The sequence below is a fragment of the Clostridium brassicae genome (assembly GCF_026738875.1).
Classification (GTDB): domain Bacteria; phylum Bacillota; class Clostridia; order Clostridiales; family Clostridiaceae; genus Clostridium_H; species Clostridium_H brassicae.
The window spans coordinates 25,682-42,036 of sequence record NZ_JAPQFJ010000020.1; the positions used below are offsets into that span (position 1 = coordinate 25,682).

The 16,355-nt window shown below is 29.0% G+C and carries 15 protein-coding genes and 1 pseudogene; 14 read left to right on the top strand and 2 right to left on the bottom strand.

Annotated elements, in window-relative coordinates:
- Positions 1-129 precede the first annotated feature (129 nt).
- The 6 genes from OW729_RS15900 to OW729_RS15925 all read left to right on the top strand — a co-directional run bounded on the left by OW729_RS15900 (position 130) and on the right by OW729_RS15925 (position 5,968).
- A complete protein-coding gene (locus OW729_RS15900) occupies positions 130-336 on the top strand; it encodes a hypothetical protein (protein ID WP_268062542.1) in 207 nt (68 codons plus the stop codon).
- A gap of 252 nt (positions 337-588) precedes the next feature.
- Positions 589-1,062: a GyrI-like domain-containing protein gene (locus tag OW729_RS15905; RefSeq protein ID WP_268062543.1), complete on the top strand. Its 474-nt coding sequence runs from the start codon at positions 589-591 to the stop codon at positions 1,060-1,062.
- Between the two features lie 108 nt (positions 1,063-1,170).
- Positions 1,171-1,866, top strand: coding sequence for a response regulator transcription factor (locus OW729_RS15910; protein WP_268062544.1), 696 nt, complete (start codon positions 1,171-1,173; stop codon positions 1,864-1,866).
- Positions 1,867-2,040: 174 nt separating this feature from the next.
- The gene (locus OW729_RS15915; RefSeq protein ID WP_268062545.1) at positions 2,041-3,090 is read left to right on the top strand and encodes a sensor histidine kinase; all 1,050 of its coding nucleotides are present in this window, start codon (positions 2,041-2,043) and stop codon (positions 3,088-3,090) included.
- A 120-nt stretch (positions 3,091-3,210) separates the two neighbouring features.
- Positions 3,211-3,981, top strand: coding sequence for an ABC transporter ATP-binding protein (locus OW729_RS15920; RefSeq protein ID WP_268062546.1), 771 nt, complete (start codon positions 3,211-3,213; stop codon positions 3,979-3,981).
- 16 nt (positions 3,982-3,997) lie between these two features.
- A complete protein-coding gene (locus OW729_RS15925) occupies positions 3,998-5,968 on the top strand; it encodes an FtsX-like permease family protein (protein WP_268062547.1) in 1,971 nt (656 codons plus the stop codon).
- A 154-nt stretch (positions 5,969-6,122) separates the two neighbouring features.
- Here the strand turns inward: OW729_RS15925 and OW729_RS15930 are convergent, their stop codons facing one another.
- Together OW729_RS15930 and OW729_RS15935 are read right to left on the bottom strand one after the other, a co-directional pair.
- Positions 6,123-6,767 (bottom strand): FusB/FusC family EF-G-binding protein, encoded by a 645-nt coding sequence (locus tag OW729_RS15930; RefSeq protein WP_268062548.1) that lies wholly within the window; start codon positions 6,765-6,767, stop codon positions 6,123-6,125.
- A gap of 307 nt (positions 6,768-7,074) precedes the next feature.
- Positions 7,075-7,362 (bottom strand): CD3324 family protein, encoded by a 288-nt coding sequence (locus OW729_RS15935; RefSeq protein WP_268062549.1) that lies wholly within the window; start codon positions 7,360-7,362, stop codon positions 7,075-7,077.
- Positions 7,363-7,811: 449 nt separating this feature from the next.
- On the opposite strand from OW729_RS15935, the gene OW729_RS15940 reads away from it, so the two are divergent.
- From OW729_RS15940 to OW729_RS15975, 8 genes and pseudogenes are all read left to right on the top strand, one after another.
- A complete protein-coding gene (locus OW729_RS15940) occupies positions 7,812-8,771 on the top strand; it encodes a tRNA dihydrouridine synthase (protein WP_268062550.1) in 960 nt (319 codons plus the stop codon).
- 186 nt (positions 8,772-8,957) lie between these two features.
- Positions 8,958-9,662, top strand: a complete 705-nt coding sequence (locus OW729_RS15945) for an ABC transporter ATP-binding protein (RefSeq protein ID WP_268062551.1) — start codon at positions 8,958-8,960, stop codon at positions 9,660-9,662.
- Positions 9,663-9,664: 2 nt separating this feature from the next.
- Positions 9,665-12,682, top strand: a complete 3,018-nt coding sequence (locus OW729_RS15950) for an FtsX-like permease family protein (protein WP_268062552.1) — start codon at positions 9,665-9,667, stop codon at positions 12,680-12,682.
- 59 nt (positions 12,683-12,741) lie between these two features.
- Positions 12,742-13,152: a peptide deformylase gene (locus OW729_RS15955; RefSeq protein ID WP_268062553.1), complete on the top strand. Its 411-nt coding sequence runs from the start codon at positions 12,742-12,744 to the stop codon at positions 13,150-13,152.
- Between the two features lie 258 nt (positions 13,153-13,410).
- The gene (locus OW729_RS15960; protein ID WP_268062554.1) at positions 13,411-13,671 is read left to right on the top strand and encodes a hypothetical protein; all 261 of its coding nucleotides are present in this window, start codon (positions 13,411-13,413) and stop codon (positions 13,669-13,671) included.
- Between the two features lie 28 nt (positions 13,672-13,699).
- Positions 13,700-14,463, top strand: a pseudogene (locus tag OW729_RS15965) (MerR family transcriptional regulator).
- Between the two features lie 51 nt (positions 14,464-14,514).
- A complete protein-coding gene (locus OW729_RS15970) occupies positions 14,515-15,246 on the top strand; it encodes an ABC transporter ATP-binding protein (protein ID WP_268062555.1) in 732 nt (243 codons plus the stop codon).
- On the top strand, positions 15,233-15,976 hold the full coding sequence (locus OW729_RS15975; protein WP_268062556.1) for an ABC transporter permease: 744 nt from the start codon (positions 15,233-15,235) through the stop codon (positions 15,974-15,976). The genes OW729_RS15970 and OW729_RS15975 overlap by 14 nt, the downstream gene beginning before the upstream one ends.
- Positions 15,977-16,355: the final 379 nt, after the last annotated feature.

Consider the following 16,355-nt stretch of genomic DNA (forward strand, 5'->3'; position numbering starts at 1 on the left):
TTTGTACAGGTTTTGATGAATTTATTAGAATGCTATAAATCAGCGATATCATAAAAATATGGTAGGTAATATGTTAAAATATTTTAGGTTTTATTGAAGCATACTAATCTATAAAGGAGAATGATATACATGAAAGTAAAGATAGTATGCCAAACAGATTATGAAACAAAAGAAGTAGAGCTACCCATGAATGAAGAATCATTATTAAATATTCAAGGGCGTGTACTTCATAGAGATACATTAGGGTATATAACAGGAGCAGATGTAAAATATTATGATGAGCAGGGAAATGAAATAGAAAATATATTTCTTTTAAATAAGCAACTAGGCCAGTAGTTACAAAAAATTAAAAAAATGTTATTGAAGCTCATCACGGCTATTTAGTCATTGAAAGTGAAAATGGAAAAGAAACGAAAGCAGTAATAAGAATACCAAGGAAGGTGACAGTAACATAACTTTTACACCAGTAAAAAAAATGTAGACGATAATGAAGTAACACTTTATGGAAAAATTATATGGTATATAATTAAATAGATGTACAGTTGAAAGAAGCAGTCACAGTTAATGTATATAGGGGGGCAAATCAATATGGAAATCAAAAAATGTATTAAAACTTCTTTTTCAGTAATTGGCAAAGAAGGCTCAACAGATGATGGAAATAATTTTGTAAAGAACTTATGGGAAAATGCCAACAACCACTTTGATGAGATTGAATTTTTAGCAAAGAAAGATGAAGAAGGGAATATTTCAGGAATATGGGGATTAATGAGTGATTTTTCAAGAAACTTTAAACCCTGGGAAGAGAATTTTACAAGAGGATTGTATTTAGCAGGGGTAGAAGTCATGGATGATGTTGAAGTGCCTGATACCTGGATAAAGTGGACAGTTCCTGCATTTGAGTATCTTTATATAAAAGTTGATAATAAGTACGAAGAAGCCTTTTCTTATGTTTTAAATTACATGGACAATAATAATATTAAATTAGAAGGTGCTGTATTTGATTATAATTGTCCTAAAGAGAATGGACAATTATATTTATTTTTTCCAATGAGAAGATTATAATTTGATTAATTTATTTTTAGCTAATATTTTACTTATGTTATAAAAATTTATGGTATATCATTAATTTACGGTGTAAAAATTATTAAGTATTTAAAGGTTGGGATAAATTTGTATAGTATTATGATTATAGAAGATGACAAGAAAATGGCTGAACTTATAAAAAAACATTTAGAACGATATGGATATAAAACATTTTTAGTTAAAGATTTTTCAAATATAAAAAATGAGTTTCTGGAGTATAAGCCAGATCTTGTTTTAATGGATATAAATCTTCCTTTCTTTGATGGCTTCTATTGGTGTAGTGAGATAAGAAGTTACTCAAAAGTTCCTATAATATTTATATCAGCTAGAGATTCGGATATGGATCAAGTTATGGCAATAGATAATGGTGGAGATGAGTTTATAATAAAACCATTTTCATATGATGTACTATTGGCAAAGATAAAAGGTGTATTAAGAAGAGCTTATGGTAGTTACGCTAAAAATGATACAGATTTTATAAAGATTGATGATTTAATATTATATACAAATAAAAATATACTGGAATTTAAAGATAGAAAAGTTGAGCTTAGTAAAAACGAATTCTCTCTTTTATTTCATCTTGTAAAAAACATAAATAAAATTGTCTCAAGAGATACTTTACTTGAGATTCTTTGGAGTGATACAGAATTTATTGATGATAATACCCTTTCTGTTAATGTTACAAGAGTTAGAAAAAGATTAGAAGAAGTAGGTATTAAAGATGCTATAGAGACAAAACGTGGACAAGGATATATATTTAGGCACATTCAAATAAATAACTAGTCAGTATGCTAGCCTTTTTTGAGAGCTACTTCTTGCTTGGAACCTACTAATAGAATAACTATTAGCAGAACCCAAGTCATTGTATTTCACAAAATATCCGTCGCATCTTTGATTTGTTATTTATTTTTATATGCCTTATTAATAATTGGGTATAGTAAAGAGTTGGTGAATAAGATGAACTTTATAGAATTTTTAAAAGATAGAATAGCTTATGTAATAGTATATTTCGTCAGTACATCTTTAGCTATTTTAATAACGTATTTGACAATAATTATGAAAGTAGTAGATTTTCCCTTAACTAATATAGTATATGCCTATTTCGTTTCTACAGTGATATTTATTATATTTTTGTTATATGAATATTCAAAGGTAAGATTATTTTACAGTCGGCTTTATGAAGCATTAAATTCTGAAGATATTATAGAAGATATTATAAATGTAGGAAAAGGCAGAACTATAGAACAAAAACTTTTTGCAAATATATTGAAAAAGTTGCATAAAACATATAAAGGTAATATTTATAAATATGAAGATATTCAAAAGCAGTATTCATATTTTACTAATCAATGGGTACATCAAATGAAGACTCCTGTGTCTGTAATCAATTTAATATTACAGGAAGAAAGTACATCCGAATGTAAGGAGATTCTTGATAGTATTGGTGAAGAAAATGAAAAGATATCGCAAGGCCTTAATATTATGCTGTATAATGCAAGAATAAATCAATTTAATCATGATTTTAATGTTGAAGATACAGATATATTGTTGGTTTTAAGAAAAGTGATAAACAATAATAAAAAATTACTTATTAGGTATAAGATATTCCCTGAAATTACAGGGGAAACTGCAATTGTTCAAACGGATAAAAAGTGGATGTATTTTGTTATCAATCAAATTGTAATTAATGCAATAAAATATACCGCCGTAGCAGAAAAGCATAGAAAAGTTATAAATTTTAATATAAACGAAGATACTGAAAAAGTAGTAGTAAGTATTAAGGATAATGGAATTGGTATACCAAAGGAAGATTTAGGACGGGTATTTAATGCTTTCTTTACAGGTAAAAATGGCAGGAAGACTTCTGAGTCTACAGGTATGGGATTGCATTTATCAAAACGTATTTGCAAAGAGCTTGGAAATGATCTATATGTTGAATCAGAGGAAGGGAATGGAGCAAAGTTTTATATTACTTTCTATAAAGGTAAAAATATATTTAAACTGTAATCTTTCAAAATTGTAAGATATATATTGGAAATGAAAGAGAAATCGATATTAAGATTTCTCTATTTTTTTTATAATAAATATATAGTCTTTGAAGAACATGCGAAATAGGAGGTTTTTAATATGTCAATTTTAAAGGTTGAAAATATAACAAAAATTTATGGTGGAAAAAAGGGTGGAATGAAGTTTAAAGCTTTAGATAAATTTAGTTTAGAAATTGAAGAAGGTGAATTTGTTGGAGTAATGGGACCATCAGGTAGTGGTAAAACAACATTATTAAACATAATGGCAACTATAGATAATCCTTCATCAGGAGAACTTTTTATAAATGGTACAAATCCAATAGAGCTAAATGAAAAAAATATTGCTTTATTTAGAAGGAAGGAATTGGGCTTTATATTTCAAGATTTTAATCTTTTAGACTCGTTGTCTGTTAAGGAAAATATAATACTGCCACTTGTATTAGAGAAGGTTAATGTAAGAAAAATAGAAAATAGGGTTGAAGATATTACAAACCTATTAAATATTAAAGATATTTTAAATAAAAAGCCCTATGAAATCTCAGGAGGCCAACAACAGAGGGCAGCTTGTGCCAGAGCGCTTATTCATAATCCTTCTATAATTCTTGCAGATGAACCTACAGGAAATCTTGATTCTAAAGCGTCTCAGGATGTTATGGAAACTTTAACAAATCTAAATGAAAAAAAGGGGGCTACTATAATGATGGTTACTCATGATCCTTTTTCTGCAAGTTTTTGTAAAAGAATAATTATGATTAAGGATGGAAAGTATTTTTTAGAAATTGTGAATGGAGGAAATAGACAAGCATTTTTTAAAGAAATTATGGATTCTCTTTCACTTTTAGGAAGTAGGCCTAGTAATTATACACTCTAAGGAGGGGAGGATTAAAATGACAATTAATAATATAGCTATTAAAAATATTAAAGGAAATTTAAATAAATACGTTATGTATTATTTGAGTAATGTAATAGTTGTAACCATATTTTTTATATTTGCTAATTTTATATATAATCCAAGTGTAAGTACCGGTAATATTAGTGACAAGACTATAGGTGATGTTGCTAGTAGATTAATGTATTTATGTGAGTTTGTAATAATAATTTTTACTTTTATATTTTCAAGTTATTCAATAACTAACTTTTTAAGGTCTAGAGAAAAAGAATTTGGACTTTTATCAATGTTTGGTTTAACTAAAGGTCAAATAAGACGATATGTTATGTTTGAAAATATAATAATTTCAATTGTTTCTATCATAACAGGGATTTTCTTTGGAATGATGTTTTCAAAATTATTTTTTATGGCTGTATCTGTAATTTTAGATTTGAATTCAGAAATTCCATTTCTAATATCAAGTAAAGCTGTAAAAATAACAGTAGCAAGCTTTTTAATACTTTTGAACGTTATAAGTTTTATTACAAGCTTTAAAATAAAAAATAATAATATTGCAGAATTATTAAAAGGTGAGAGAATACCTAAAGAAACACCTAAATTCTCCAAAGTAAAATCAACACTCGCAATAATACTTATTCTTTCAGGATATGTTGTAGGTTTACTTTCTAAGACAGCTATTATACTTACAATGATTCCAATACTTATAGTTGTAATAATAGGAACTCGCTTTTTATTTTCTCAGTTTAGTGTATATTTTACAAATAAGCTTCAAAATAATAAAAATGTTTATTATAAAGGAATAAATATGATAACATTGTCTCAAATTATATATAAATTAAAAGATAATGCAAAGGTATTGTTTATTACTTCAATACTCAGTGGAATTACTCTTGCATCAGCTATATCAGTTTATTCTCTACAAAAGGTAACTTTATCTTCTCTTGAAGAAAATTGTCCACAGGACATAGGATTTATAGAACAAGGTATAAATTCTCATAAAGTTATACCTAATGGAAAAGTTGAAGATATACTAAAAAAGTATAAATTTGATATAAAATATAAAAATAAAATAGAACTAATAAAAGGAAAAAATAATGATATAATGCAAGAAACTAAGAAAAATACTTATGGCATAAAAATAAACAAAACTGATTTTAATATAATGTCTCAGAGTAGTTTTAATGAACTTGCAAAACAGTATGATAAGAAATCTTTAGATTTAAAAAATGGACAAGTGGTAATATATACTTATGATTTAACTAATAATATAGTCAATCAAAAAACAGAACTTCCTTTTAATAATCAGAAGAATTTGAACCTAAACATTAGTGGTAAAGTAAGTAGCTTTGATATATTAGATAATTTAAAAGGTGGAATTATAAACGCAGATACTGAAAATACTAATACCATAATTGTAAGTAATAGTGATTTTCAAAAGTTGTGGAATAAGGTTTCAGATAGTAATAAGTGTATTTATTATGGATACAATATTAAACACAATTTAAAAGCTGTTAGTGCAGTAACTGAAATAAAAAATGAAGTTACAAAAAGTCAAAAAAATTTCTTTACTGAAAGAGTAATAAGTGCAGCAGGATTAATGCAGATTTTATCTGTACTATTGTTTATAGGAACATTTATTGCAATGATATTTTTCATTGCAACAGGAAGTATATTGTATTTCAAGATGTTTAATGAAATTGAGAAAGATAAGCAAGATTTTGTAGGATTAAAAAAGATAGGTGTTACACAGGAAGAGATAAAAAAGGCAGTAAGTATTCAAAGCTTTACAATGTTTTTCTTGCCGCTTACAGTAGCAACACTTCATGCTGTGTTTGCTGTAAAATCCGTTGGACTTTTATATGCAAAATATTTTATATTTATTGCAGGAATATATTTAGTGTTACAAACAATATATTATCTATTTGCTAAATGGATGTATGTTAAACAAATTAATAGTTGGAGTATTTAGTTATAATGATAAACTCTATGTTAGTTTAATAAGTAACATAGGGTTTATTAGTTAAGGATGTTTGCAGTAATGAAGTGGCATAAAATCTTTAATAGCTGTTTCAATTATTAATAAGGTCTCTCAAGATGGATGTTAATTCATTTGAAGCTAAGAATTACTTGATATTGTTAACATCCTTTAGAATTTTCTCAAGCTTTTCAACAGATGCAATTCGCTTATTACACTTCGTGCTATCTAAACACATATGAAAACCTATTGACCTATAATTAGCTGTTTTACAGATAGGCGAAACAAAGGCTACCTCATTTTCGTTGCCTGCACGATTGCAAAGGGTACACACATGAGTGTTATTGGAACTATAATTTGGAATTCTACATGACATACCTATAAGTTTACCATTCATATTGTAAACTACAAATAATTTTCTAACAGATTCATCAATCCAACCTAAATACACATTTTTTGAATCTTGTGCATTTATGCTTGGTAATTTTAATTTCTTTTCCTTTTTAAATAATTTATTAATTTGCGCATTAGTAACAGTTGGCATTCCATATACATATTTATTCAACGAAGATAAATACGTGTCAATTTGCAAATGGTCATTTATTTTACTAATATCAAGTAGTTCTTTTTCCTCCTCAGATAAATTTGTAAAAAGACGTAATATTTTCTCATGTATATATGATTTAGTTGCTCCAATAATATTAGGATCTGTACAACCTCTAAAAGCATTATTTAAATCATTTAAACATTTTTTTATATAATTATACTCATGTTTTTTTATAAAAGCATTCATAAAATTGAGCACCTCTTTTCTAAAATATGTTGTTTTAAATTTAGGATTTGTTTTAAATTTAAAATTGTTTTTGAAATTATAGGTCATTAACAAGTCACTAAAACATAGCTTTCACTAACAAAAAAGATGATTATTATCACTCTAACTGAGAGTAACAATAATCATCTTGATTTAAAACATAATACTACATATTCACAATCATTTTACTTCTGAACCTTGTCTTAAATTAGAAATGATAACTCTCATTGGATTGCCACAATGAAATCATAACATAATTTAAAATAAGCATTCAATCTAATAAATAATTCTATAATGATTGTGAGCATAGAAGTTTTTCTTGACCTATTATTCTTCTTATACTTTTTTCTGACAGGTAATATTTTTGAGCTAGTTCATTAATAGTAGTCCCATCAATGTACTTTTTATAAATTTCATTATTTCTTACCTTAAGAGTACTCTTTATACCACTCTTTTCTCCCCAGGCTTTATGATTTTCCTTTTTTCTGGGTACATAAAGATATTCCCCGTCCACATATTCTTGTATTATTTTAACAATTTCCTCTGGTAACACATCATGTGCTTTTATATATTTCATTTCCTTACTCCTTCGCCTTTATCGTAGTATTAAAGCAAAGAATACTAAAAAGCTATGTGTTACAGAGCCTAAAACATGTACGCATTTCAGCTAACTTAACAGCTTAGGCCCCAAACAAAGCATAGCTGACTTTGTTGTAGTCTTTGCAAGGAGCAAGCTGATTTAGAGCTGAATGTATCAATGACCTTCATAAAAACACCTCCAATACGTTACGGCTATTATATCATAATTTAATTGTTGGAATAAAGAGTAAGATGTGATACCATTAAGTCCATTGGTTTTTATAATTGTTCAAATGATCCTTGGAGAATAATATTTATCTATAATATTTTTGATAATAGCTTGTATGTATATAGCATTAAAGATACTAAAAAGTGTATAAAATGAAAGGGGGATAGATTTAGTGAGAGTTTGGTACGTATAATACATTCTCTTACTAAAGATAATAAATGAAATATTATTTAGCACCAATGGAAGGAATTACGGGATACATATATAGAAATTCTTATGAAAAATTTTTTGGTAATATTGATAAGTATTTTACACCTTTTATTGTTACAAATAAAAGTAGAAGTCTTAAGACTAAAGAATTAAGAGATGTTTTGCCTGAAAATAATAAAGGGATGAATATAGTTCCTCAAATACTTACTAACGATTCGGAAGGTTTCGTTATTACTTCTAGAAAATTACAACAATTAGGTTATAATGAGGTTAATTTAAATTTAGGATGTCCTGCTGGAACGGTTGTTTCGAAAAATAGAGGCTCAGGATTTCTAGCCAAAAGAGAAGAACTTGATAGGTTTTTAGATGAAATATTTAAAATGGGTGATATGAAAATTTCTATAAAAACTAGAATAGGAAAAGATAGTCCAGAAGAATTTTATGAGCTAATAAAAATTTACAATAAATATCCTTTAGAAGAATTAATTATTCATCCAAGAACTCGAGAAGATTTTTATGGAAATAAACCTAATTTACAAGTATTTAAAGATGCATTATCTTTAAGTGTCAATCCAGTATGTTATAATGGGGATATTTTTACTGCTAGTGATTATAATAAATTAACAAAAGCTTTTCCAGAATTAAAAACAATAATGCTTGGAAGAGGGATGTTAGCCAATCCAGGATTAATGAATGAGATTAAAAATAATATTAATATAGATAAAAAAGTATTAAAAGCTTTTCATGATGAAATTTTAAATAAGTATATAGAATTATTTAATGAAGATAGAAATGCAATGTTTAAAATGAAAGAACTATGGGGGTATATGGCTTGCATATTTTCAGATAATAAAAAATATGCTAAAAAAATAAAGAAGTCACAAAAGTTAAGAGATTATAATGAAGCTGTTTTAAGTTTATTTAGGGAACAGGAAATCATAAAAGGGGCTGGATTATTTAATAATTAGGCTATGTTTTAGGTAATTATTGATTTGGTATAATCTTCATTATAATGAACTCAACAATTTAAAATAGAGTTAATAATCAATATTAAACAGGGTTATAAAAAATATGTTTCTACAATAAAGGAACATATTTTTAATATAAAAGAAAACGATTACTGTTAAAACTTTATAAGGAGTGATTAACTAAAGATGAGTAGTTTTGTAGAGTTTAAAAATGTAAGAAAAAGCTATGATATGGGGGAAGTAGTTATTAAAGCAGTTGATGAAGTTTCTTTTTCTATGGAGCAGGGCGAATTTGTTATTATTCTTGGTGCCAGTGGTGCAGGAAAATCAACAATACTTAATCTTCTAGGCGGTATGGATCATGTAACGGAAGGAAGCATACTTGTAGATGGCAATGAAATAAGCAAGTATAATAAAAAGCAACTTACAAAATACAGGCGTGAAGATATAGGGTTTGTATTTCAATTTTATAATTTAGTTCAGAATTTAAATGCCATGGAAAATGTAGAGTTAGCGGTGGAAATATGCGAAGATGCCATGAACCCCTTAGAGGTACTTAAAAATGTTGGACTTGAAGATAGACTTTATAATTTTCCTTCCCAGCTTTCTGGTGGAGAACAGCAAAGGGTATCCATAGCAAGAGCTATTGCAAAAAATCCTAAACTCCTTCTTTGTGATGAGCCTACAGGAGCCTTGGACTATAATACAGGGAAAGCAATATTAAAACTATTGTCAGATACAGCAAAAACATATAATATGACCATTGTTGTTATTACCCATAACTCTGCCTTAGCACCAATAGCTGATAAAATAATTACTGTGAAAAGTGGAAAAATAGAAAATGTTAAGAGAAATGAAAATCCTGTTTCCATAGAAAGTATAGAGTGGTAGTTATGAAGAAGACATTTTTTAAGAATTTATTTAGGGATATAAAAAAGTCCCTTTCAAGATTTTTATCAATAGTTATAATTATTGCAATTGGTGTAGCTTTTTATGCAGGTGTAAGAGCTACCAGCCCGGATATGAAGATGTCAGCAGATTATTATTTTAGTAAAAACAATTTTATGGATTTCAAACTAATTTCTACTCTAGGACTTACCAAAAATGATTTAGCTGAGCTTCAAAAGCAAAGTGGTGTAACACAAGCAGAGGGTTCTTACTCCATAGATGCAGTAGTAGAAAAGAATAAACAGGAGTTAGTGCTGAATATAAACTCCTTGCCTGAGGAAAAGGGCATTAATAATATAAGAACGATTAGAGGTAGAAGACCAGAGAAGGCTGATGAAGCTGTAGTTGAGGAAAAGTTTTTTGAAAAGAACAAACTAAAGCTAGGGGACAAGATACTTATTAAGTCTGGCAATGACACAAATATAGAAGATAGCTTAAAAAATACAGAATTCAAGATTGTAGGAACGGCAGAATCTCCAATATATGTTTCTGAGCAAAGGCAGCTTAGCTCTGTTGGTAATGGTACTGTAAGAGGGTTTGTATATATACTTTCTGAAGTTTTCAAGAGTGAAGTTTATACAGAAATATATGCAAGGACTGACAATGAATTCTCAAAAAACAGTCTTTTAAATAATGAGAGTTATAAAGAAAACACTGATACTATAGAAAAGGATCTTAAGAACCTTGGAGTATTAAGAAATGAAATAAGATATGCTGAGGTTTTAAAAGAGGGCAGGGATAAGATAGCAGAAGCACAAGGTAAATTAGACAGTTCTAAGAAAGAAGCAGCACAGAAGTTTGCTGATGGATATAATAAGTTAGATGATGCTAGAGATAAAATCCTTAAAGGTAAGGAAGAGCTTAGAAAAAATGAGCTTCTTTTTAATCAAAAGATAGAAGAGAGTACTAAACAGATAGAGGATGGAAAAAAGCAGATTCTATCTGGAGAAAATGAGATAAAGGTTAAAAAAAAGGAACTTGAAAATGCAAAGCTTCAGCTTGGTGAGGGCAACATGCAGCTTCAAGAGAGTGAAGCTAAACTTAATAAAGCTATTATAGAATTTGAAGCAAGGAAGAAACAAATTGCTGAATCTGAGGTTCAGTTAAATAAGAAAAGACAGGAAGGGTTAGAGAAGTTTAATAGTGGAAGAAAAGAGTTACAAGAGGCACAAAAAGAAATTGATAAGAATACTGAAAAATTAAAATCAGAAGAAGAAAAGGCAAATGCAAAATTTGCAGAGGGAGAGGCTGAAATTCAGAAGAGTAGAGATAAACTTAATGATATTAAAAAGCCTGACTGGTATGTGCTAGGAAGAACGCAAAATGTAGGTTATGAAAGTTATAGGCAGGACAGTGACAGAATTGACAATATAGGAAAAGCTTTTCCTTTAATATTTTTCCTAGTGGCATCACTGGTAAGTCTTACTACAATGACTAGAATGGTTCAGGATAAGAGAATAAAAATAGGTACTTTCAAGGCTTTAGGATATTCAAGAGGGGCAATAGTATCTCATTATCTTATTTATGCACTTTCTGCAAGTGCCATTGGAAGCATTATTGGTGTTTCAATTGGATTTAGATTATTTCCACCCTTTATAATGAATGCTTATAGTTCTCTTTATGCTATTCCAGAGTCGGTAACACCTTTTAATACAAGTCTTGCCTTGCAGGCATCTTTAGTAGCTGTATTTTTCACAGCTATAGCAGCAGTGGCATCAACTTTAGAAGAATTAAGAGAAGTGCCAGCTTCTTTAATGAGGCCGAAACCACCTAAATCAGGTAAAAAAATATTCTTAGAGAGAGTTGATTTTATATGGAAAAGACTCAACTTTACAAAGAAGGTTACTGCAAGGAATATATTCAGGTATAAGCAAAGATTGTTTATGACTGTTATAGGTATTGCTGCCTGCACGGGACTTATGATAACAGGCTTCGGTCTGAAAGAAGGAGTAATTGGTGCAACAGAAGCCCAATTTGGTGAAATCTATAAATACGATATGCAGGCCACTCTTAATAAAAATGTAAATGAAACTAGTAAGAAGGATATTAAAATAAAGGCATTGAAGGACTCAAATGTTAAATCTATATTATTTACCTACTCAAAGAATGGTTCAGTTAAATCTGAAAATTCTAAAAGTCAAGATGCCTATGTAGTTGTTCCAGAAGATAAAGACGCTTTTAACAGCTATGTAAAGCTAACTATGAAGGGTGAAAAATTAAGCCTTGATGATGATGGAGTTATTTTAACTAAAAAACTTTCCAAGCTTATAAATAAAAAAGCTGGAGATACTGTTGAAATTACTCTAAATGATAAGGTTATAAAAGCTAAAATATCTGCTGTAACGGAACATTATATTCAACATTATATATATATGAGTCCTAATCTTTATAAAAAGATAACAGGAAGCAATGTAACCTTTAATAGTTTCTACGGATTGCTTAATAATAAATCTGAGGCTATGAAAAATAATACATTAAACACCTTGAAAGGTATTAGTAGTGTTAATTCTGTAGTATTTAAAAATAATGTACAGGTTGATTTTAATAAGAGTGTTGATACCATGAATACTGTGGTGCTTTTATTAATAGTATCAGCAGGGGTTTTGGCCTTTGTCGTAATATATAATCTTACAAATATAAACATCACTGAGAGAAGAAGAGAACTTGCAACAATAAAACTCTTAGGATTTTATGATAGTGAGTTAGCAGCATATATATACAGAGAAAATATAATACTAACTATGCTAGGTAGCTTAACTGGAATATTTGTGGGAATAATCCTAAACAAGTTTATTACATCTACTGCAGAAACAAATGTTATAATGTTTTTGCAGAAAATTAGCCCAATTTATTTCGTATATTCTATTTTACTGACATTATTATTTTCTGTAGTGGTGAATTTAGCTATGTACAAAAGATTTGATAAAATTGATATGATAGAATCACTTAAGAGTGCTGAGTAAAGGGTATAGATGAATATACTATTTTTATAAAAAATATAACTGAAAAAGAGGTATAAATTATGATAAAACCAATTGTAAAAGATATATTGTTTTTAGGACAAAAATCAGAAGAGGCAACTAAAAATGATATAGTAGTAATTGATGATTTGATAGATACATTAAGCGCAAATTTAGAGCATTGTGTTGGATTAGCTGGGAACATGATAGGAGTAAAAAAGCGTATATTGGTATTTACTGTAGGCAACCTTATTGTACCTATGATAAATCCAGTTATATTAAAGAAAGAAAAGCTGTATGAAACAGAAGAGAGTTGTTTATCTTTAATTGGCTTTAGAAAAACAAAGAGATATGAAATGATAGAGGTGGAGTATCTTGATAGAACTTTTAAGAAACAAAAGCAAGTGTTTACTGGATTTACAGCACAAATAATTCAACATGAAATGGATCATTTTGAAGGTATAATAATCTAGCTGAATAATTAAAACAGTACTTACTATAAGAAATGGTTGGTGCTTGAATATAATATAAAACATACAGTTGAAACTTGAATTTGAAATATTATTAATTATATTGTATATAGGAAAGTCTAAGATTTTTTACTTATGATACGCTCAACCGTGTCATAAATAAATGCGATTTTGGATTTGATCATTAATTAATAATGGTTAGGACTACTTTTATTTAGAAACATGATATACTTATATAAAAAAGAAAGAGAGAGAAAATATATGGAACAGTTTTTTAAAGCGATAGAAGAGAAGATAAGAAAATCAGGATATTCTGGAGAAGTTAGTGGTGAAGAAATCTACGATGAAATAAGTGATGAGGTGGAGGAACAAGAAGAAGGAAGTTACTTATTCTTGAAGAAGCAAAATGACGACATCATGTTCGAATACAGAGTGGATATTTTAGATGACAATATTAATTTGGCGACCCTTACGATACATACCCCAGAGAAAAAGTACTTTATTGATTTTGATGCGGAATAGATAGTGGTATGGGGGGCAAATAAATAGTATGGGTAAGATATATAAAACAGCAGAAGTAGCTAAAAGCGTTGGGTACATTCCAACACTGTACGTTTGTACGAAAAGCTTGAATTAATACCAAAGGTGAATAGATTACCAAATGGTTATAGAGTATTTACTGACTATCATATAAAGCAGTTTAACCTTTCTAGAACTGCCTTTAAAGTAGAGGTTCTACAAAATGGGCTTAGAAAGAAGATAATCAATGTTGTTAAGTTATCTGCCAAGGGAGAGTTTCAAGAAGCAATTAACTGTGCAAATGATTATATAAATCAGATAAAGCAAGAGCGAAAAAATGCAGAGGAAGCCATAGAGCTTTCAAAGAAGCTTTTATTAGGCATAGATGCTAAAGATAATGATATATTTTTTACGAGAAAACAAACTGCAGATTATCTGCAAGTCACAATAGACACATTAAGAAATTGGGAGATGAATGGTTTACTTACTGTTAAGAGAAAGCAGAATGGATATCGAGTTTATACTGAAAGTGATATTAATAGATTGAAAATAATACGTACTTTACGTTGTGCTAACTATTCCCTTTCAGCAATTTTGAGAATGCTTAATGCCATATCAGAAAGTAAGGAAATTGATATTAGAGAGGTAATCAATAAACCAAAAGAGGATGAGGACATTGTTACAGCATGTGATAAGCTTCTTACTTCCTTAAGTGATGCAGAAAAAAATGCAAATAGTATATTGAAGCAATTAGAATTTATGAAAACCCAATTTAATACAAACTCTACACTTTAACACCAGACTTTGTGATGGTGTTATTCTTTTATCAAAAGGAGGGAATAACACATGGAAGTAATAAAAGTGCATAATCTTTATAAATCCTATGGGGATGTTCAAGTGGTGAAGGGTGTTAGTTTAACGGTAGAGAAAGGGGAGGTATTTGGATTGCTTGGGGCCAATGGGGCCGGAAAAAGTACTGCTATAGAGTGTATTTTAGGTACAAAGAATTTTGATAGTGGGCAGGTATCTATCCTAGGCATGAATCCTCAAAAAGAAAGAAAACAGCTATTTCAGAAAGTTGGGGTTCAGTTTCAAGAATCTAATTATCAAGATAAGATTACAGTGAAAGAGTTGTGTGAAATAACTGAAGTTCTTTACAAAAATCCATTAGATTGTAATAAATTATTAGAGCAATTTGATCTTCAAGATAAGGTTAAGAATCTAGTAAGCGAACTATCTGGAGGTGAAAAGCAACGATTATTTATTATCCTAGCGCTAATTCCCAGGCCAGAGGTAGTATTCCTAGACGAGCTTACAACAGGGCTAGATGTAAAGTCTAGAAGAGATGTGTGGAAGTGCTTGTTAAACTTAAAGAAGCAAGGACTCACAATCTTTTTAACATCTCATTTTATGGATGAGGTTGAAGTTCTGTGCGATAAAATATGTATTTTAAAAAATGGAGTAATAGATTTTTATGGAACAGTTGAAGAAGCAGTGGCACTGAGTCCATATGAAAAATTTGAGGATGCTTATTTATGGTTTGTAGATGAGGAGGAATTGGATGATGAAAGTATTTAAAGCAATGTTAAAAACTGAATTAAAGTTATCACTAAGAGGCTTGGATATGTTCATCTTTGCAATCTGTATGCCAGTGCTAATAATTGTTATTTTAGGTGTTATTTATGGCAATAAACCCGCATTTCCTGAAGCAGATTTTACATTCTTGGAACAATCCTTTGCGGCTGTATCAACCATTGCAATATGTGCAGGTGGTGTCATGGGGTTACCATTAGTATTATCTGAATACCGTCATAGAAAGATATTAAAAAGATTTAGAGTAACACCAGTTACTCCATCTATGATTTTAATAGTTCAAGGAGTAATCTATGCTTTATATGCTATTTCTTCATTAATACTTGTTTATTTAACAGCAAAAGTATTTTTCAAGTTTCAATTTAGAGGTTCATGGATAAACTTTTTAGGCGCATATGCATTAGTGATGACATCAATGTTCAGCATTGGATTTATGGTGGGGGGAATCGCGAAAAATATTAAAATGGCAGGTGTTATTGCCAGTATTCTATACTTTCCTATGCTTATATTCTCAGGAGCAACATTACCATATGAGGTTATGCCAACAGCGCTTCAAAAAGTGGCAGATATCTTACCCTTAACTCAGGGAATAAAGCTTTTAAAAAGTGCATCACTTAACTTAAGCATAGATAAGGCAATACTACCAATTTTACTTGTAAGTATGCTTGCTGTGATATGTATTGGGGTATCTATTAAGTTTTTTAGATGGGAGTAATTTGAAATTTATAAATAAACATTAAGGGTTTAAACAGATTTATAATATTGTTTCCAATACAAGAAATTAAGTAAATAAAATTGATTTTCCAAAAGATATTTCTGTTATGAAAATTATATCTAAACATATATTAAAGCTTATTGACCTATAGTTACTGTTATTATGATTATTATATCATGATTTAATTATTTGAATAAAGAGTGCTATGTGATACTGTTATATCAATTGGTAAAAATAGTATTAATCCTTGTAAGATAGAGAAAGTATTGTAATTTTAAGAATGGTAATAATCTTTTATAAAAGTATTGACGTGATGTAGATATGTTCTTATACTTAATACGTAACATTATGATATTGAAAGGGGACATGTTATCCGGCG

Coding starts and splice junctions, on each gene's coding strand:
- OW729_RS15960 (WP_268062554.1), top strand. CDS start 13,411: ATGGAACAGTTTTTTAAAGCGATAGAAGAGAAGATAAGAAAATCAGGA.
- OW729_RS15935 (WP_268062549.1), bottom strand. CDS start 7,362: ATGAAATATATAAAAGCACATGATGTGTTACCAGAGGAAATTGTTAAA.
- OW729_RS15945 (WP_268062551.1), top strand. CDS start 8,958: ATGAGTAGTTTTGTAGAGTTTAAAAATGTAAGAAAAAGCTATGATATG.
- OW729_RS15920 (WP_268062546.1), top strand. CDS start 3,211: ATGTCAATTTTAAAGGTTGAAAATATAACAAAAATTTATGGTGGAAAA.
- OW729_RS15925 (WP_268062547.1), top strand. CDS start 3,998: ATGACAATTAATAATATAGCTATTAAAAATATTAAAGGAAATTTAAAT.
- OW729_RS15900 (WP_268062542.1), top strand. CDS start 130: ATGAAAGTAAAGATAGTATGCCAAACAGATTATGAAACAAAAGAAGTA.
- OW729_RS15940 (WP_268062550.1), top strand. CDS start 7,812: ATGAAATATTATTTAGCACCAATGGAAGGAATTACGGGATACATATAT.
- OW729_RS15975 (WP_268062556.1), top strand. CDS start 15,233: ATGAAAGTATTTAAAGCAATGTTAAAAACTGAATTAAAGTTATCACTA.
- OW729_RS15970 (WP_268062555.1), top strand. CDS start 14,515: ATGGAAGTAATAAAAGTGCATAATCTTTATAAATCCTATGGGGATGTT.
- OW729_RS15915 (WP_268062545.1), top strand. CDS start 2,041: ATGAACTTTATAGAATTTTTAAAAGATAGAATAGCTTATGTAATAGTA.
- OW729_RS15955 (WP_268062553.1), top strand. CDS start 12,742: ATGATAAAACCAATTGTAAAAGATATATTGTTTTTAGGACAAAAATCA.
- OW729_RS15905 (WP_268062543.1), top strand. CDS start 589: ATGGAAATCAAAAAATGTATTAAAACTTCTTTTTCAGTAATTGGCAAA.
- OW729_RS15950 (WP_268062552.1), top strand. CDS start 9,665: ATGAAGAAGACATTTTTTAAGAATTTATTTAGGGATATAAAAAAGTCC.
- OW729_RS15930 (WP_268062548.1), bottom strand. CDS start 6,767: ATGAATGCTTTTATAAAAAAACATGAGTATAATTATATAAAAAAATGT.